Origin of the sequence: Desulfovibrio subterraneus (genome assembly GCF_013340285.1) — a bacterium.
Taxonomy (GTDB): Bacteria; Desulfobacterota; Desulfovibrionia; order Desulfovibrionales; family Desulfovibrionaceae; genus Halodesulfovibrio; species Halodesulfovibrio subterraneus.
Map to the genome: position 1 here is coordinate 389,431 of NZ_BLVO01000012.1, position 16,851 is coordinate 406,281.

A 16,851-nucleotide genomic window follows, 5' to 3' on the forward strand; every position below is an offset into this window, starting at 1 on the left:
AACTGTTCCGGTCCCATGTTGCCGGTAGCCTAACCGGCCACGTTCGTGCTACCTCTCTCTGCGTCACGGAAGCGCCGTGCGCCTGTATTCAGGGCAAGACCTGCCCCTGCCTGCGTATCGTCTGTGATTTGTCTATCCGGACGTTTTGCAGGCGCTTTTACGTCTGCCCACTTTTCTGCTGTAAGGAAGCTGCATGGCCAGAGATTTTTCCACCACCGCCGATAACCGACGGATGTATATTTTTTTGCTGGTGATGGTACTTGCCGCTGCGGTGGGTTTTCAAGGCTGGCGCACTCTGTACAACAACTTTGCCGTAGATGTGGCCGGACTTTCCGGCAAGGAAAACGGTTTTGTGCAGTCTCTGCGCGAAGTGCCCGGATTCCTTGCCCTGCTGGTCATCTATCTGCTGCTGATCGTGCGGGAGCATACCCTTGTGGCGGTTTCCGTCCTCGTGCTCGGTGTCGGTGTGGCTATGGCCGGTTTTTTCCCCTCATTCCATGGCCTGTTGTTCACCACGCTGATCATGAGCTTCGGGTTTCATTATTATGAAACTACGAACCAGTCGCTCATTCTCCAATACTTCGACAAGACTCAGGCGCCCGTTGTCATGGGGCGTCTCAGGGGCTTTTCGTCAGGAGCCAATCTTGCCGTCGGCGCGGCGGTGTTTCTGCTTGCTCCGGTGCTGGAATTCCGCACCCTGTTCTGCATATTCGGCGGGGTGGTGCTGGTTGCGGGCGCGTGGTGCCTGCTGCAGAACCCATCGTCCGCAAACATTCCCCCACAGCGCAAAGGCATGGTGTTCCGTTCCCGCTACTGGCTGTTCTACCTGCTTACCTTTCTCAGCGGTGCGCGGCGGCAGGTTTTTGTGGCCTTTGCCGTGTTTCTGCTGGTGGAAAAATTCGGTTATTCCGTGCAGGAAATTACGGCCCTGTTCATCCTGAACAACGTGGTCAACTGGTATCTCTCGCCCGCCATCGGGCGCGCAGTGAACAAGTATGGCGAGCGCAGGATGCTCACTGTGGAATACATGAGTCTCATCTTCATATTCGTCGCGTACGCATACGTTGACAGCAAGATACTGGTCGCCGTGCTGTATGTGCTCGACCATGTCTTCTACAACTTTGCCATGGCCATCAAAACCTACTTCCAGAAAATTGCCGATCCATCAGACATTGCCCCCAGCATGGCGGTGAGCTTCACCATCAACCATATTGCCGCCGTAGTGATTCCGGCAGCGGGCGGGCTGCTCTGGATGGTGGATTATCGCATTCCCTTCCTCTGTGCGGCCGGGCTTGCCGGTCTGTCACTTCTGTTCTCCCAGTTTGTCCGTGTTCCGGAGGCGGAAGGCAAGTAACCGCGCGTAGCGTATAACCAATTGCTTCAGGCAGCATGTCGCGCTATTATGGCAGTACCATACCTGTAAAGGAGATTGCCATGTCTGCCATATTGCGTTGCACCCGTACTTTGCTGCGTCTGACCGCCCTGCTGTTGTTTGTGGTTGCCCTTTCCGTGCCGGCTTTTGCCGAAGACGGACAGGCCAAAAAGCCCCTCAAGGATACGCCGCAGCGTGTTCCCGCCCGTGCTACCGCTGTTTCCGTGGAGCATGAAGGTGCGGATACCGCAGGCACCCGCCTGACATTCCAGCTCAAGGAACTGTTCAACACGGCCAGCCTCTTCAATCTGACTGATGCCGATACTCCCAAGATCAATCTGCTGGTTTCCACCCAGCCGGAATTTTCTTCACGCCCTGAAATTGGCTCGGCCTATGCCATTGTGTGGGTTTACGCCGAGAGCAAGGGCAACCTGCAGTATTATCTGGGGCGGCAGGTTGGCGTGGTGAGCGATGCCACGGCCGCTGAAGTGGCGCAGCAGATTGCGGAAAGGACGGACGGCATTGCCGTGAAATACGGCTACCTTTTCGGAAAATAGAGGAGGTGCCGATGGACAGGGCCGTCCTGCTGACCGTTACGGACGACATGACCGCCATGTGGAGCATGCGCTTTGTTGCCGGTTTCTTCCCCGACAAGAAGCACCTTGAGGTATGCGTGCTGTATGTGGCCCCTTCCGGCTATTCCGCCGCGCATGAGGAGACCCGTATTGTCCTTTCCGACATTGAGGTTCGCAAAGGGCGAGAGATAGTGGAAACAGCCCGGCAATGGCTTGTGGAACACGGCTTTTCCGGCGCCAAGATAAAGACCAAGGTGCTCTCCACCCAGTATGGCGTGGTCAAGGACATTGTCTCCGAGGCCCGCAAGGGGATGTATGATGCCGTGGTGGTGGGCAGGCGCTACCTTGACTGGATGGAGATGCTGTACACCACCAGCGTTAGCCGCGGTATTCTGTGGGAAGATGTGGATTTTCCGGTGTGGATTTGCAACGAGCCCGATTCGACACGGCAAGGGATTCTGCTCTGCGCCGACGGTTCGGCCCCGGTTGCCCACATGGCAGACCATGTGGGGTTCATGCTGGGGGCAGTGCCGGAGATGCGTGTGACCATTCTCCATCTGCGGACGCCCGGCGTATCGGCAGACGATGCCGTGGAAGAAGCGCGCCGCCGCATACTGGACAACGGCATAGAGGCATCCCGTATCAGCACGTTGATAACGGCAGGGCAGGACAAGGTGGGTACCATTCTGCGCATTGCCCACGAGGGCAATTTCGCTGTTGTCGCGGTGGGGCGCAGGCCGGATTTGCCGGAATCTCTTGTCCGACGGGTGTTTACCCGCTCTGTGAGTCTGGGTCTGCATGAAAATGTGAACAAGTTTTCTTTGTGGGTGTGCAGGTAGAGAGCTGTATAGAAAGAAATCGGATTAGAATAATATGTTTTTGACAGGTCAGATATTGCCAATTGGTCTGGCCGGTGGTATTGCATTGGCTGTTGAGCCGATACTGAAGGGCTCTTTGTATCAAAAATCGCTATAATTCCGGAGTTCTCCGGGTATATTTGAGCGATTCGCACAAGTTTGAGGATTGCCCCCCAATTCCGCCTTGAATCATGCGAATCGCTCTATTTTTTTGCCCGTCGCAGTGCGGTAGCTTTTTTGCCCGCGCCAGCTTCGTGTTGTCTTATCTGTTTCATCCTTTCCATATTCCCTAACCGACTGTTGCATCGCTGCACTGTATGCTCACATGGCTGAAGAGCAGAGGTGTGTCTGGTTTATTTAAGTTTATTTGTGTTTGTTTTAGTGCGTTCAGGTTTGTTATGGTAATGCAGTGTTGCGTTCTGACTTGAGAATACCATTGTTTTCAGGCGGTAACATGGTGTGTCACAGTGTGCGTATGAATATAATCTTGGACAGAAAGGATTGGCTGTGTAATAGTCAGCGGGTAACTTTAGTATACTATAAATAACCAATTCTAACACAGTTAGGAGAAATGGGATGAAGAAGCTGATTACCTTGCTGCTTTTCCTGGTTCTGGCTCTGCCTGCGGTTGCCTTTGCGGAAAAACCGGTCCTCATGATGTCCACCACGACCAGCACCGACAATACCGGTCTGCTTGATGTGCTGAAGCCCGCGTTTGAAGCGGAAACCGGCATCGAACTGCGTTGGACCGCCGTTGGTACCGGCAAAGCCCTTGCAATGGGGCAGAACTGCGATGTTGACGTGCTGCTTGTGCATGCCCCCGGCGCAGAAAAGAAGTTTGTTGCAGACGGATACGGCGTGGACCGCACCCAGCTCATGTATAATGACTTTGTCATCATCGGCCCTGCTGCCGACCCTGCCAAGGTAAAGGGCATGTCCGTAAGCGATGCGCTGAAGAAGATCGGCCAGTCCGGCAACATCTTCTGCTCCCGCGGCGACAACTCCGGTACGCATAAGAAGGAACTTTCCCTGTGGAAGGAATCCGGCATGGCAGTGCCTGAAAAGGAAGCATGGTACGTTCAGACCGGTCAGGGCATGCTGCCCACCATTAACGTAGCCAATGAGAAGAATGCCTACACCATGACCGACCGTGGCACCTTCATCAAGTACGAGGCTTCCCACAACGGTAACCCGCCCATCGTGATTCTGGTGGAAGGCGACGGCGCTCTTTTCAACCAGTACAGCGCCATGGCCGTGAACCCCAAGAATTGCCCCAATGCCAAGTACGACCTCGCCAAGAAGTACATCGACTGGATGGCATCCGACGCCACCCAGAAGCTTATCGGCGACTTCAAGCTCATGGGCAAGCAGCTCTTCACCCCCAACGCGGGCAAGTAGCTCCTTCAGTTCCCTGATTGACAGAAGACAAGGGCGGTTGCATACCGCCCTTTTTCATGGAAGAGGGTGCGTTCAATGGATTTCATTCTCGAGGGCATATACAAGGCCTTCCTGCTCCTGCTCGGCGGTCACGAGGAAACGTGGTCGGCTGTCTATGCAACGGTTGCCGTCTCCAGCATATCCATCTGTGCAACGGTGCTGCTCGGTGCTCCGCTCGGATTCCTGCTCGGTTATTGCAGTTTTCCGGGGCGGCGGGCCGTGCGTCTTGTGGTGGATACGCTACTTTCATTCCCCACCGTGGTCATCGGCCTCATCGTCTATGGCTTCATATCGCGCAGCGGCCCGCTGGGCGAGCTGGGGCTGCTGTTCACCCTGCAGGGCATTGCCGTAGGGCAGGTCATGCTGGGGTTACCCGTGGTTGTGGCCATGGTGGCCAACGCCGTGGAAAATGCAGATGAAAGGCTGGAGGCAACGCTGCTTACTCTGGGCGCGGACAGCACCCAGCTTTTGCGCACCACCTTGTGGGAGGTGCGGTATCACCTCATGCTTGCCACCGTTGCCGCTTACGGACGCATCGTGTCGGAAGTGGGCATATCCATGATGGTGGGGGGCAATATAAAATGGCATACGCGCACTATCACCACCGCCATTGCCCTTGAAACCGGCAAGGGTGAGTTTGCCATGGGCGTGGCTCTGGGGCTGGTGCTGCTGATCATCGCCTTTGGCGTGAATATTTCCGTTTCCGGACTCAAGCGGAGAGTTGCGAAATGAGCCCGCTCTATTCTCTTTCAGGCATACGGCAGCGATACGCAGGGCGTCTTGCGCTGGACCTTCCGTCCCTTTCCATAGAGGAGGGGAGCATTGTCGGTGTGGCCGGTCCTAACGGCAGTGGCAAATCCACCCTCATGCGTATGCTGGCCTTTCTGGAAATGCCGCAGGAAGGACAAATCCGGTTTGACGGCACCTCGGTAGACGCATCCTCCGGAGGAAGCAGGGCCGCCATGTTGCGCAAGCACGTAACCCTGCTGACGCAGGAACCCTATCTGCTGCGGCGGACAGTGGCGGAAAACGTAGGGTACGGTCTTGCCGTGCGCGGGCAGCGCAATAGCGCCGATGCCGTGCGTCAGGCGCTGGCAGACGTAGGCCTGCCTGCACAGGAATTCATGCACAGGCAGTGGTTCGAACTTTCGGGCGGGGAAGCCCAGCGTGTTGCGCTTGCAGCCCGTATCATTCTGCGGCCCAAGGTGCTGCTGATGGACGAGCCGACCTCATCTCTGGATGAAGAATCTGCAGAGCGTATCCGCATGGCCTCCATGCGCATGCGTGATGCGCACGGCACCACGCTTGTCATTGTATCCCACGACCGTGAATGGCTCGATTCGGTGACAGACACCATGGTGATGCTGCGCAACGGGCACCTTGCGGGCTAGCTTTTCCGCGTCTGACCGCGGTGCTGCGTTCAGCATGACAGCAGATGGGGCGTGTACTACGGGCGACATGCTGCGTGTTCTGCAGCCGGTTGGCAAGTTCCATGCGGTTTGCGGCCGGATGCCGGAAAGCCTGGCAGCGGCAATTCAGCGGCCTGACCGTTTGCTTTGTCAAGGCGGGGCGGATGTTCAGGCTGCAGGATACTGCTTCGGAAGAAGCGGTAGGCGTATGGTGAAGGTTGCTCCTTCTCCCGGTATGGAGTCGGCAGTAATGGAGCCTTCATGGTTTTCTGTTATTATGAAGTAGGAAACGGATAGCCCGAGGCCGGTTCCCTTTCCCGGAGCCTTGGTGGTGAAGAATGGCTCGAAGACACGCTTGCGCGCTTCGTCCGGTATGCCGGGGCCGTTGTCTTCCACCGTCAGAACGGCCCAGTCGCCTTCCCTTCGTGACGTAATGTTGATCGTGGGATTTTCTGTTCCGCTCAGTGCCATGGCCTGCGCCGCATTCTTGATGAGGTTGAGCAGCACCTGCTCGATTTCGGTGCTGATGCAGGGAACGGGCGGCAGGTCGCCCGCGTGACGGGTATCTATGGTCACCTTCTTTATATCGTAGCGTTTTTTCAGGTCATAGTCGCTTTGGGCCATCTCCACGGTGCGTTTCACCAGCTCTTCCATATTGTGGGGTGTGTGCTCCGTGCTGCTTTTGCGGGCAAAGTTCAGCATGTTCTGAACAATGCGCGCGGCGCGCTCTCCGGCATCGCGGATGCCGCGCAGCATGTGGCTGACTTTGCGGTGTTCCATGTAGCCTGAAATGGATGCAAGGTCGCAGCCGAGCTCCTCTGCCGCCTTGATGTTGCCGGGCAGATCCGGCGAAAGCCGTCGTTCTATGTTCTGCGCCCCCTGCAGAATAACCCCAAGCGGGTTGTTTATTTCGTGTGCCATGCCTGCGGCGAGCCCGCCTACAGACATCATCTTTTCGGTCTGAATCATTATCTCTTCTATGCGTACCTGTGCTGTCATGTCATCGATGCGGATAACCGCCTCGGCGCTGCCTTCCCGCATCAGGGGGTAGATGACGATGCGGGCAGGAGTCTCGCCTCTGGCCGTGGAGATTTTGCGCCGTTCCGTGGTGTGCTGCGAGTTAGCGGCTATGGCGCGGCGGGCATTGTCCCACTCTTCCTGCAGGGCGGGAATGCATGTTGTCAGCGCCTGCCCGATTGCGTTCTCTCTGCCCTTGTTGAAATAGTCCCCGGCCTGCGTGTTCCAGTGGCGGATGATGCCCACTTCGTCCACGCCGATGATGATGGAGGGCATGGAGTCTATGATGTCGGTGAGATAACGCTCCATCTGCATGATGCGCTGCTCTGACCGCATCCTTTCCGAAATGTCCACGGCGATGGAGCAGGTGCCGTAGACCTTGCCTGTGATGTCGTGCAGTGGAAATTTTGTCGTGAGAAAGGTGAAGGGGGTTCCTTGTATAAGGAAATGTTCTTCCCACTGCTGCGATATGGTGTTTTGCTGGTCAGTTGCGGGGGCATACAGGGTGGAGCGTTGCGGAGGCAGCAGTTCCTTGACGGATCTGCCATGAATTTGTGCGGGCGGAAGGCCTATCAGATGTTCAAGGCTGGGGTTCGCAAAGACCACATGCTCTTCAAGGTCGGTAACAATGACGAGGTTGCTTGTGTTGTGGAGTATCTCCTTCAGCCTGCCCTCGTTTTCACGCAGTGCCTTGCTCTGTATGCCAAGGCTTCGCAGCAGAAGAATGGTAAGGGCGGTAACGGCAAGAAGAACCGCGCCAATGCCCATTTGCTGCAGGATCAGGGTGTCTCGCTGGTCGGAAAGTGTGCGCTGCATCACCTCCATTTCGCCGGACAGGGTATCCTGAAGCATGGAGGCTTCGATGGTGATGACGGATGTGGGCACGGTTATGAGAATGCCCACAGTGTTATTCCTTGCCGCAAGAGCAAGCGGAATAACGATGACGAGCTTGTCTCCCTTCACCGAGGCCGTAGCGGTGTTCTTGCGCACCGCTGCAAGCTCTGCTTCCCATTGTGTGTCGAGTACGCTGAGATGCGAACCGATGGGAACATTCTCAAGCGTGCTGGCTGCTATGTGGCCTGTTCCGGATACGATGAAGGACTCAACTGCTCCCCCGAACAATTCCTGCTTGAGCGAGAGCATGAGCTTGCGCATGAAGTCTACCTGAAAGCCCACGCCGATGCTGCCCGAGAAATGCCCATTGACGATGATGGGGGCTGAAGCCGTGGCAAGCCAGACATGACTGCCACCGAGCATATAGGGCTGCAGGGGAGTGAAGTTAGGGGCAAGCGTTTCCTTGACAGAGAGATGAAAGTCACCTTTGCGGATGCCGTGGGGCGTTTTATCTTCCGATTCGAAATTCTTGAGCGGTGCAGAAATGATGGAGCCGTCGGGAAGGCGGATCCAGTTGCTGATGAACCGGCCGGAGGCATCATACCCCGGTTTGTTTGCATAGGCCCGATCCAGCATGTCGAACATGCCTGGTTCCCAGCAGGTGAATACAGCGGCAAAATCGGGGTGGTTTTTGAGCAGCATCTTGAGTCGCAGGCTTTCTCTGTCTCTGCTCATGCTTTCCAGCGTACCGGATTCACGCGACCAGCTGAGCGATTCTGCAAGGGTGGTCGCAACGCCCATGGCATTGCTCAGCTTTGATTCCACAGTCGAGGCCTTGATGCGTGCCTGTGCCACAATGCGCTGTATGGCAATGCCGGTGGCTTGTTCGGCAAAAATGGCCGAAGCCTCACGGGTATACGCTTCGGTACCGTCTATGGCCAGACCGGTTATTCTTTCAGCGGTGGTGTAGGAAAAGATGACGACTAGCAGGCAGGTGAGTGCAAGGCAGACACTCGTCGCTGTGCGGAAAGTGGAATTCCAGAGTAATCTCCGAAGTAATGGCAGGGGAGATGACTGCAGCATCGTGTCGTCCCGTCTGGATGAAAGTTTGCAAGATTCCTTGAAAAGTCTAACCGATTTGCGTCGTGTATATCAAGAACCGTATCGGGAAAGCTGCCGTGCTTTGGCCTTCGGATGTTCGTGAATCTGTGTCCGCAGCCAAGCCGGAAGCGGGCAGCAGGGCAGGTTTGCGGGGGTTTTAAGGTGGTTGAAAAGAATTTGAAGAAATTTTGAAAATCCGTTGACAAGGAAGGCGAGTTTCTTTAGTTATCTGCCTCGCGCACTGGGCTGTCGTTCAATTGGCAGGACACCGGATTCTGACTCCGTCAATCAAGGTTCAAGTCCTTGCAGCCCAGCCATCAAGCGTCCCCATCGTCTAGCCTGGCCCAGGACACCTGCCTTTCACGCAGGCGACAGGGGTTCAAATCCCCTTGGGGACGCCACATGAAAAATAGCCGCTATCGAAAGATGGCGGCTTTTTTCGTTGTTGCTTCTTCCCACTTGCGTTCCGCCACCCCAACTCTGTATTGTTTCCGAGTATTGCCCGTATGCCGACAGGCGGCAGGGGCGTTGACCTGTTACGCGATAGAGGAAGGAACATGTCCGAATTTGCCAATGTCACTGTGATCAAGAAGGCGAATGTGTACTTTGATGGAAAGGTGACCAGTCGCAAGATCGTGTTCGCGGACGGGTCGTTCAAGACGCTGGGAATAATGTCACCCGGTGAGTACAAGTTTGATACACGTCAGGCCGAGGTGATGGAAATTTTGCAGGGTACCCTGCATGTGCTGCTGCCCGGTGAGACCGATTGGCGCACTGTGCAGGCCGGTGAAAGCTTTGATGTGCCTGCCGATTCCAACTTCCGTCTGGTGGTGGAAAGTATGGTGGATTACTGTTGCTCGTATCTCGACTAGACGCGCCCAGATACGTTTGGATACACTTATACACAATAGTCGGAAAATCAGGCCCCGCGTATACTTCACTATACGCGGGGCCTCCGGTTAATGACAAACCCTCGGTTTCGGTAAAACCGTATTTCTGCTAAGCCGGAACCGCAGTTCCAAAAAACAGATTTTTATCGCTTATACGAGGTGCAGGAACGTTAGGTTCCTGCCCGGCGGAGCCGAAAAATTCCAGAAATGACTTTGTCAGCAGTCTGAGGCCCCGTGCATACTCTGGTGTGCGCGGGGCCTTCGTTATTGAGCTAGGCTGCGGAACAGCAGGATTCGGGGGCAGGCAGGGTTGCCAGCAGGGACTCCTCATGGCGTATGATTTCGCAGGCCAGCTTGATGAAGCAGTTTGAGCCGCGGTTCATGTTCTCGCACTTGGCGACATAAATATTGGCCATGGGCAGCGGCGGATATCCATCCTGCATCCCGAGGATGCGGGCGTTGGGCGGCAGCGAAATGGGGGTGAGCGCCGCCACGGCGGCTCCCACTGTTATGGCGGCGTGCAGGCTGGCGAGTGAGGGGCTTGTGTATGCAATGCGATAGGCAAGCCCTGCGGCATTCAGTGCCTCGGTGGCGTGTTCTCTGTAAGAACATCCCTGCGAATACACCGCCAGCGGAACGGGGGATTCCTGATGCACGAGATGTCCGGCAGAGGAAACCCACAGCAGGGGCGTGTGCGCAATAATCTCCGTGCCCGGGAACGTGTAGGTGGAGGTGTTGACGAAGAAGTCCAGCTCGCCTTCCGTGACCATGCGTTTGAGTTCGGTGCCGTTGTCCGTGCGCATCTCTACCTGCATGGCCGGATAGTATTCGGCAAAGCGCTTGAGAATGGTGGGAAAGAACCGCATGGCAAGTTCGTCAGAGGTACCCACCCGCACGAGTCCGGTCAGTTCCGGTGTGCGCACGGCGGCTATGGCTTCATCGTGCGCTTTGAGAATGCGCCGTGCGTGGGGCAGAAAGGAATCGCCCACGCTGGTCAGGCGTACCACGCGTCCGCTGCGGTCGAAAAGCTGAATGCCCAGATCACCTTCCAGCTTCTTTATCTGCTGGCTTACGGCGGATTGGGTCTTATGCACGGCCTCAGCCGCCCGAGTAAAGTTCAGGGATTCGGCCACAGCCACGAACGAGCGCAGCAGGTCAGTTCCTATTTCCATGATTAGCACCTCTGATGGTATTCATTACAGCAATTCGTTTCCCTTATCAATGGGGCAAGTGCATGCTGTGCCCTGTTGATAAGGGAAACGAACGGAGGTGCGTATGACGATGTTGATTCCACAGGTGAACAGCCTGATGAACTGTATCCGCAGATGGATGGAAGCCTGCCGCAAGGCCGGAGAACAGCAAAGAACCATGCGCGAGCTGGAGGCGCTGGATGACCATATCCTGCGGGATATAGGCCTTAGCCGCGATCAGTTGTTGCGGATGAAGGGGGGAGGCGCGCCGGTTCCGGAGCGGCGCAAGGCAGGGCAGTGCGGGAATACGCGCGGCGCTGCCGGAGCAGGCCGGTCCGTGCCTGCCTGCTCATGCCGTGCAGCACATGAAGCAGGCATTGCCCTGTGCCGGGACGAGTGAACGAAGCATCTGCTTCGGGCAAGAGCCGCGCAGCCCCGCAGCAGTTGTCTGTTCAGGATTGGGTGTCGCAGCGCGCATCAGCACAGCAGGCCCGCTACGGCTCCCGTCATGCAGGTGGCAAGCGTACCGGCCATGATCGATTTCATGCCCAGAGATACAATGTCGTGCTTGCGTTCGGGCGCCAGCGCATTCAGCCCGCCGATGAGAATGCCCAGACTGCCGAGGTTGGCGAATCCGCACATGGCGTATGTCATGATGGTAACCGAGCGGGGCGAAAGCGTCCCCTGCGGCAGGCCCGCCATCTGAAGATAGGCGATGAACTCGTTGAGAATGGATGCATACAGCACCAACATCGTGCCGGAAATGGTGGCCATGCCGCTGGTCATGAGGGTGAAGAGTTCGCTGCGCGACATGCCGCGCACATAGGGCGTGATGATGGGTGCTTCGACCATGCCGACGATGCTGTTGGCGGCAACGCCCAGCATGAGCGCTCCTTGCCGGTGGTCGTATCCGGAATGTGCAGGCGAAGTGATCAGGTTGAAGACGGTGCCGTATAACTCGCCGGGTTCATAACGGTAATATCGTATGGTGCCAAGCGTTATCAAAAGCGTTTCATGGCTGGCACAGGGTTGAGCCGTGCATGAAAACAGCCCGCCGGAAGAAGAATCTTCGGACGGGCTGTCGGCGTATTCAGTCGTTGTATTGTTAATGTATGGGGTGTTAGCCCATGCGGCTATTGTTCAGCTTCGCTCTTTACGTTCTTGCTGTGACAGGCACCGCGTACGCACGTTACTCCGGTGGTTGCCTGCTGCCTGCTGCGGATGTTTTCCATTTGCAGACGGGCCTGAATGTACTGCGCCAGAGCGTCCACGGCTCTGTCGCAGACAGGGAACACGGGTACACCTGCCGCATGCAGGGTGTTGCGCAAGGGGGCATAAAGCACTCCGCCATCGGCAACGCACACGAGAGGTTTATCGGATTCCGCTGCAAGGGCAGCCATGCGCGGTGCAATCCCCAGCGGGTCATCAAGGGCATATGCGGGTGTGGATGTCTGCGCCAGCGTGTGCATGGCGGGCGAAAGCGGATCAAGCCCCACCAGCACCGCGTCCACGTTGGGGTCCTGCAGCATGGAGGCTGCCACGCGTGCATGGGTTTCGTCATCGGCTGCGGGGTTGATGTCCATGGGATTGGCTATGCCCACCAGCGCATCCAGTCTCTTTTCACGCAGCAGGGTCTGCAAAGCCTCGCGCGTGGAGGGCGCATAACTGGCCAGCCGCATGGCGTAGTCGTCGGAATGGATGGAGTCCGCCATGCCCACCGCTTCAAACCCTGCGCCGCTGACAGCCGCGAGCCTGTTGCCGCGTATGGTCTTGTCGTGCAGGGTTTCGGCCAGCAGAAAGAGGTCCTGAAACTGCGTGAAGGTGCGGGCGACTATGGCTCCGGCCTGCCGCACGCAGCTGTCGCAGACCATGAAGTCTCCGGCAAGCGATGCCGTGTGCCCGCTGGTGGCGGACTTGCCTTCCGGCGTGCGCCCAGCCTTGTAGAACAACACTTCCTTGCCCGCCAGCACGGCTTCGCGCACGGCACGGCAGAATTCCAGCCCGTCCTGATCATTGAAGCCTTCGGCGTAGACGGCAATCACGTCCACGGCATCACTGTGCGCGAAATAGCGCAGCATGTCGCCCAGCGTCAGGTCCGTCTGGTTGCCCATGGATATCATGTAGGCGGGACGCAGTTCGGGGCACTGGCTTATGCGGTGCAGCATGAAGGCGCCGCTCTGGCTCACGAGCGCCGCGCGGCGGTAGTCGCCGCTGCGTTCCTTGGGCAGCTTTTCTTCGGGTATGAACCATGTGTCATATTTGCCCGGGCGCGATACCACGCCCATGCAGTTGGCTCCCAGAAAGACCGGCCCTCCGTGCTCGGTGGCGTGCACCGCGTTGATGCGGGCGATAACCTGTTCGGCGCGGGTGCGGCTTTCTTCCGTCTCGCCCATGCCGCCGGGAATGAGCATGACGCTGGCCGCTGCGTTCAGGTCTATGATCTCTTCCACAAGGTCCGGCACCTGCCTGGCAGAAACCGCCACCACGAAAAGATCGACAGAGCCGTTCATGTGTGCGGGCAGTTCGCGCAGGGAAGGAACGCATGTCACGCCGTCTATGGATTCTTCACCCTCGCGGATGATGACCACGTTCTCCGGGGCAAAGCCTTCGGCAAGAATGTTGCGCAGTATGGTGCGCCCGAAGTTCTCGCGGGTGGCGGAAACACCGATCAGCCCGATGGTCTTCGGGTGCAGCAGGGCATCTATGCGGTGCACGGGACGCGGCACTGCCAGTTGCTCAGGCAGCGAGAAGCGGCACATGCCGTCGAGCGGCACCATGAGAAAGTCGGTGAAGGCGAAGGGGTTTATTTCCAGTTCTTCGATGATGAAGGGCGCATCAGGATTTGCCGGCGAGTAGTGGTTGGCCATGCGGATGAAGGACTCGAAGCATTCGATAAGTTGCTCGTCGGTGACGATTCTGCGCTGACCCCGCGTAAGCCCCGCCAACTTGCGGTAGGAAATGGTCTGGCGGAACAGGCTGAAAAAGGTTTCGCCGTCTGTCAGCTCCGTGGAGGCGGCAACAATGGCCTGCCCCTTGCGGAAGCGTTCTGCATAGAGTTCCGTATCTGTGCCGCCAAGGCCCGCACTGAGCACCATGCCGAATTCCCGCGTGCGCCGCAGGCCCACGATAAGCTCGTTGCCGAAGGCGCTGGAATCGGGCGGCATGAACTGCACCTGCAACACGCCTTTGAGGTCACGGCTTATGGCGTCCGCAAGCACCTCGCCGGAAAGCCCGCGATATTCAGCCGGTGCCGCATCGGGGTAGCGTTCAATCCACGCGGCGTAGTTTTCCGGCACCTCGTAGAGCATTCTGCGCCATGCGGAGCGTATGCGGTCCGGCTCGCGTTCCACAATGCGCACGCCGCCCACTTCTGTCTTGTGGACAATGGTGGGCGATACGATTTTCAGCACGGCCTTGTCACCGGGAATGGCCATCAGCTCTTCATCGGAAGGGCGTGAGCCGCGCGGAATAAGGTTGGCACGTGGCGGCGTTTCCGCGCCCGAGCGGGAAAGCAGGGTGTATACCTCATACTCGTACAGAAAGTTGCGGCCTTCTGCGTGGGCGGTATGAAACAGTTCGGTAATGGCTTCGTAATCAATGGCAAGCTGCGGTGCGGACATGATGTACCTATACGAAGTGGGGTTGCGGGCGGTAGCCCATGTGGGTTGATATTTCCATGGCGGCATCCAGCAGTTTGGGAGCAAGGGAGACTATGTCGCCCTCGGCAAACTGGCTGGGAGCACCGCTCAGACTGACGGCGCCCACTATCTTGCCCTCGGGGCCGAAGACGGGCGCGCCGATGGTATCCAGGTGAATGAGCGTTTCTCCGTATACCAGCGAATAGCCCCGTTCCCTGGTGGCCGCCAGTTCCTGCCGCAGCTTGACCGGATCGGTGAGCGTTTTGGAGGTGTAGGCGTGCAGTTTAACGCGGGCCAGATGGGCAATGACCTGTTCGCCCGGCAGATAGGCGAGAATGGCGCGCCCGATGCCGGTACAGAAGGCAGGCACCGTGGGGCCGATGTAGGAAGATGGATGCCATTCCTGATGGTCGGTGCTCATGGTGGTGAGCACCACGTCGTTGGTCAGCACACCCACGCGGCCGATGGTGGAGGTGTGGCGCGAAAGATAGCTTATGGGGCTTGCTGCCTTGCGGTTGAGCGAGAACGTGGCGGACTGCAGCGCGCCCAGTTCAAGCAACTTCAGGCCGAGGTGGTATTCCTTGGTGGACGGGTCCTGTTCTATGTAGTCGGCTTTTTCAAGCGCGCTTATGATGCCGTGGGCGGTGCCGATGGCCAGATTCAGGGCTTTGGCCACATCGCTTACCCGCCAGCTGGGGCGTTCAAAGGTGAAGAGGCCGAGCACCTGTGTCGCCCGCTGGATGGATTGCTGCGACATATTGATCTCCTTTCGGTATTGTCGAATTGCTTTCGGGAAAACATACGCCTGCAGATACTCTCCGTCAATGGCAGGGAGCGGGGGCGAGAAGCGGATGTGCGGAATCTGAGGAGTGTGGAAGGCGGAAAAAATGAACGGGGGAGCGCGGTTGTGATGCTACCTGACAGGGGCGAGCAGGTGCTGCTGTTCGAGGGATTTGTAGCTGATGGTGCTCAGAACCGTTTGCAGGGCTTGTTCGTATCGCAGCACTATGTCGGCGGGAACCTGCCGGGCAAAAACGGTATATACCGCAAGTCTGGGAGCGGGGATGGGAAGAATGCGAATGGCCGGAGCGTGGGGGATACGCCTGATCATTTCCTTCAGGGTGGCGCCATCCGGGGCATACACCGCTTCGACTCTGCCGCCGATCAGTTTCTGGAGGTTGAGAGCGGTTGAGGAATCGCCGACCGTAGGGTCCAGACGGGCTCCGCTGGTGAGCAGAATCTTAGGCATCCAAGCACCCAGAATGGTCCCCACGCGTTTGCCTTCCAGACGTGTTTCCTGCGTAAATTCTGTTATGGAGCTGGCGTCAAGGACGGCCAGCGACGGGCTCATGCTGTGAAATGGCGTTTTGGGAAATGTGAAGAGAAGCTCCCGTTCCGGCGTTCTGGAAAGCATGAGTATGCCGTCGAGCTTGCGGGCATCGAAATCGTGAAGAAGGCGGGCAAACGGGTATGGTCCCACCACTTCGACGGGTATGCCCATGAGCGGGGCGATGTGTCCGACAAGCAGGTCCACCGCTGCTCCGGCACTCTGGCCCGAGGGCAGGGTATAGGCATGGGGCGGTGCCAGAAAAAACCCCACGCGGAGCTGTGTCGGTGTATTCTGCGAGCCCTGTCCGCTTGCATGCGCTGCGGAGGGAACGGAAAAGCACAGGCATACCACCACCAGAATGACACGACAAAGAAGGGCACCGATCTGCCTGAAAGATGATGATGGACGCATACTGCCTGCCTGTGTGGGATGCGGGATATTACGGTTGAGCGTCTGTCGAGTCAACGCCAAGTCTGCCGACGCTGCTGCGGGCGGGATGCTTGTTTTGTGGTATCGGGTGCTTTGCGCATAATAAAGGGCCGGACACCCCGTCCGGCCCTTTGCTCATGACTTCCTGTGACGGCTCGCTATCCGCCATATTACCGCTCTCCGAAAATGGGCAGAAATTCGCCATATCCTTCCTTGGCCAGCTCTTCCTTGGGAATGAAGCGCATTGCTGCGGAATTCATGCAGTATCGCAGGCCCGTGGGGGGAGGTCCGTCATTGAATACATGGCCGAGGTGCGAATCAGCATGCTTGCTGCGCACTTCCGTTCGGGTGGAAAACAAACGTCTGTCCTCTCGTTCCACAATGTTCTCCGGTGCCAGAGGCTGCCAGAAACTCGGCCAGCCTGTACCGGAATCGTATTTATGCGTCGAACTGAACAGAGGCTCGCCGGAAACGACATCAACATAAATACCTTCATGGTGGTTGTCTGCGTATTCATTTTTGAAAGGCGGCTCGGTTCCCTCCTCCTGCGTCACTTGGAACTGCAGGCTCGTCAGGCGGGCTCTGAGCTCTTCCTTGTCCGGCTTTACAAAGGTTTTCCAGTCTCCTGCTGCCATGGCGTCCCCGGCGACAACCAGCAGCATGATGACTAGAACAGGCATGAGAATTTTTAACCAGATGGCGATATTCATGTCGAACTCCTGTGGCATCCGCTTCAGAATCAGGTTGTTGTCATGCCTATGTACGAAACGGT

General features: G+C 57.3%; 15 protein-coding genes and 2 tRNA genes. 10 read left to right on the forward strand and 7 right to left on the reverse strand.

The annotated features are described in order from the left end of the window. Window positions 1–193: 193 nt before the first annotated feature. The 6 genes from HUV30_RS05690 (at window position 194) to HUV30_RS05715 (ending at window position 5,632) form a co-directional block, all read left to right on the forward strand. Complete coding sequence (locus HUV30_RS05690; protein WP_174404447.1) at window positions 194–1,354, forward strand: MFS transporter; 1,161 nt, start codon at window positions 194–196, stop codon at window positions 1,352–1,354. An 80-nt stretch (window positions 1,355–1,434) separates the two neighbouring features. Continuing rightward, window positions 1,435–1,929 (forward strand): hypothetical protein, encoded by a 495-nt coding sequence (locus HUV30_RS05695; protein ID WP_174404448.1) that lies wholly within the window; start codon window positions 1,435–1,437, stop codon window positions 1,927–1,929. Window positions 1,930–1,940: 11 nt separating this feature from the next. After that, window positions 1,941–2,786, forward strand: coding sequence for an adenine nucleotide alpha hydrolase family protein (locus HUV30_RS05700; protein WP_174404449.1), 846 nt, complete (start codon window positions 1,941–1,943; stop codon window positions 2,784–2,786). Between the two features lie 594 nt (window positions 2,787–3,380). Then, window positions 3,381–4,202, forward strand: a complete 822-nt coding sequence (locus tag HUV30_RS05705) for an ABC transporter substrate-binding protein (protein WP_174404450.1) — start codon at window positions 3,381–3,383, stop codon at window positions 4,200–4,202. Window positions 4,203–4,277: 75 nt separating this feature from the next. Further along, on the forward strand, window positions 4,278–4,973 hold the full coding sequence (locus HUV30_RS05710; RefSeq protein ID WP_174404451.1) for an ABC transporter permease: 696 nt from the start codon (window positions 4,278–4,280) through the stop codon (window positions 4,971–4,973). Next, window positions 4,970–5,632: an ABC transporter ATP-binding protein gene (locus HUV30_RS05715; protein WP_174404452.1), complete on the forward strand. Its 663-nt coding sequence runs from the start codon at window positions 4,970–4,972 to the stop codon at window positions 5,630–5,632. The genes HUV30_RS05710 and HUV30_RS05715 overlap by 4 nt, the downstream gene beginning before the upstream one ends. A 186-nt stretch (window positions 5,633–5,818) precedes the next feature. On the opposite strand, the gene HUV30_RS05720 is transcribed toward HUV30_RS05715, so the two are convergent. Further along, window positions 5,819–8,584, reverse strand: coding sequence for an ATP-binding protein (locus tag HUV30_RS05720; RefSeq protein ID WP_174404453.1), 2,766 nt, complete (start codon window positions 8,582–8,584; stop codon window positions 5,819–5,821). A gap of 260 nt (window positions 8,585–8,844) precedes the next feature. Between HUV30_RS05720 and HUV30_RS05725 the strand changes: the two genes are divergently transcribed. The 3 genes from HUV30_RS05725 to ppnP all read left to right on the forward strand — a co-directional run bounded on the left by HUV30_RS05725 (window position 8,845) and on the right by ppnP (window position 9,474). Next, window positions 8,845–8,919: transfer RNA gene (locus HUV30_RS05725), tRNA-Gln, on the forward strand. A 6-nt stretch (window positions 8,920–8,925) separates the two neighbouring features. Then, window positions 8,926–9,003: transfer RNA gene (locus tag HUV30_RS05730), tRNA-Glu, on the forward strand. 156 nt (window positions 9,004–9,159) lie between these two features. After that, a complete protein-coding gene (gene ppnP / locus HUV30_RS05735) occupies window positions 9,160–9,474 on the forward strand; it encodes a pyrimidine/purine nucleoside phosphorylase (RefSeq protein ID WP_174404454.1) in 315 nt (104 codons plus the stop codon). Between the two features lie 290 nt (window positions 9,475–9,764). Here ppnP and HUV30_RS05740 read toward each other — a convergent pair whose 3' ends face one another. Beyond that, the gene (locus HUV30_RS05740) at window positions 9,765–10,664 is read right to left on the reverse strand and encodes a LysR substrate-binding domain-containing protein (protein WP_174404455.1); all 900 of its coding nucleotides are present in this window, start codon (window positions 10,662–10,664) and stop codon (window positions 9,765–9,767) included. 103 nt (window positions 10,665–10,767) lie between these two features. Between HUV30_RS05740 and HUV30_RS05745 the strand changes: the two genes are divergently transcribed. Continuing rightward, window positions 10,768–11,082 carry a DUF1127 domain-containing protein gene (locus tag HUV30_RS05745; protein ID WP_205245192.1) on the forward strand — a complete coding sequence of 105 codons (315 nt, stop codon included), beginning with the start codon at window positions 10,768–10,770 and terminating at the stop codon, window positions 11,080–11,082. A gap of 77 nt (window positions 11,083–11,159) precedes the next feature. On the opposite strand, the gene HUV30_RS05750 is transcribed toward HUV30_RS05745, so the two are convergent. The 5 genes from HUV30_RS05750 to msrB all read right to left on the reverse strand — a co-directional run bounded on the left by HUV30_RS05750 (window position 11,160) and on the right by msrB (window position 16,789). Further along, on the reverse strand, window positions 11,160–11,687 hold the full coding sequence (locus tag HUV30_RS05750) for a nucleoside transporter C-terminal domain-containing protein (RefSeq protein WP_243452085.1): 528 nt from the start codon (window positions 11,685–11,687) through the stop codon (window positions 11,160–11,162). Window positions 11,688–11,815: 128 nt separating this feature from the next. After that, entirely contained in the window at window positions 11,816–14,302 is a 2,487-nt protein-coding gene (locus HUV30_RS05755; RefSeq protein WP_174404456.1) for an acetate--CoA ligase family protein, read from the reverse strand. Window positions 14,303–14,309: 7 nt separating this feature from the next. Continuing rightward, window positions 14,310–15,077, reverse strand: a complete 768-nt coding sequence (locus HUV30_RS05760) for an IclR family transcriptional regulator (RefSeq protein ID WP_174404457.1) — start codon at window positions 15,075–15,077, stop codon at window positions 14,310–14,312. Window positions 15,078–15,233: 156 nt separating this feature from the next. Continuing rightward, complete coding sequence (locus HUV30_RS05765; RefSeq protein ID WP_174404458.1) at window positions 15,234–16,061, reverse strand: substrate-binding periplasmic protein; 828 nt, start codon at window positions 16,059–16,061, stop codon at window positions 15,234–15,236. A gap of 188 nt (window positions 16,062–16,249) precedes the next feature. Continuing rightward, window positions 16,250–16,789, reverse strand: a complete 540-nt coding sequence (gene msrB / locus HUV30_RS05770; protein WP_174404459.1) for a peptide-methionine (R)-S-oxide reductase MsrB — start codon at window positions 16,787–16,789, stop codon at window positions 16,250–16,252. Window positions 16,790–16,851 lie beyond the last annotated feature (62 nt).

Bases quoted from the DNA above. Each gene is read 5' to 3' on its own strand.
- HUV30_RS05745 (WP_205245192.1), top strand. From the start codon at position 10,768: ATGACGATGTTGATTCCACAGGTGAACAGCCTGATGAACTGTATCCGC.
- HUV30_RS05710 (WP_174404451.1), top strand. From the start codon at position 4,278: ATGGATTTCATTCTCGAGGGCATATACAAGGCCTTCCTGCTCCTGCTC.
- HUV30_RS05740 (WP_174404455.1), bottom strand. From the start codon at position 10,664: ATGGAAATAGGAACTGACCTGCTGCGCTCGTTCGTGGCTGTGGCCGAA.
- HUV30_RS05700 (WP_174404449.1), top strand. From the start codon at position 1,941: ATGGACAGGGCCGTCCTGCTGACCGTTACGGACGACATGACCGCCATG.
- ppnP (WP_174404454.1), top strand. From the start codon at position 9,160: ATGTCCGAATTTGCCAATGTCACTGTGATCAAGAAGGCGAATGTGTAC.
- HUV30_RS05715 (WP_174404452.1), top strand. From the start codon at position 4,970: ATGAGCCCGCTCTATTCTCTTTCAGGCATACGGCAGCGATACGCAGGG.
- HUV30_RS05755 (WP_174404456.1), bottom strand. From the start codon at position 14,302: ATGTCCGCACCGCAGCTTGCCATTGATTACGAAGCCATTACCGAACTG.
- HUV30_RS05760 (WP_174404457.1), bottom strand. From the start codon at position 15,077: ATGTCGCAGCAATCCATCCAGCGGGCGACACAGGTGCTCGGCCTCTTC.
- HUV30_RS05720 (WP_174404453.1), bottom strand. From the start codon at position 8,584: ATGCTGCAGTCATCTCCCCTGCCATTACTTCGGAGATTACTCTGGAAT.
- HUV30_RS05705 (WP_174404450.1), top strand. From the start codon at position 3,381: ATGAAGAAGCTGATTACCTTGCTGCTTTTCCTGGTTCTGGCTCTGCCT.
- HUV30_RS05690 (WP_174404447.1), top strand. From the start codon at position 194: ATGGCCAGAGATTTTTCCACCACCGCCGATAACCGACGGATGTATATT.
- msrB (WP_174404459.1), bottom strand. From the start codon at position 16,789: ATGAATATCGCCATCTGGTTAAAAATTCTCATGCCTGTTCTAGTCATC.
- HUV30_RS05695 (WP_174404448.1), top strand. From the start codon at position 1,435: ATGTCTGCCATATTGCGTTGCACCCGTACTTTGCTGCGTCTGACCGCC.
- HUV30_RS05765 (WP_174404458.1), bottom strand. From the start codon at position 16,061: ATGCGTCCATCATCATCTTTCAGGCAGATCGGTGCCCTTCTTTGTCGT.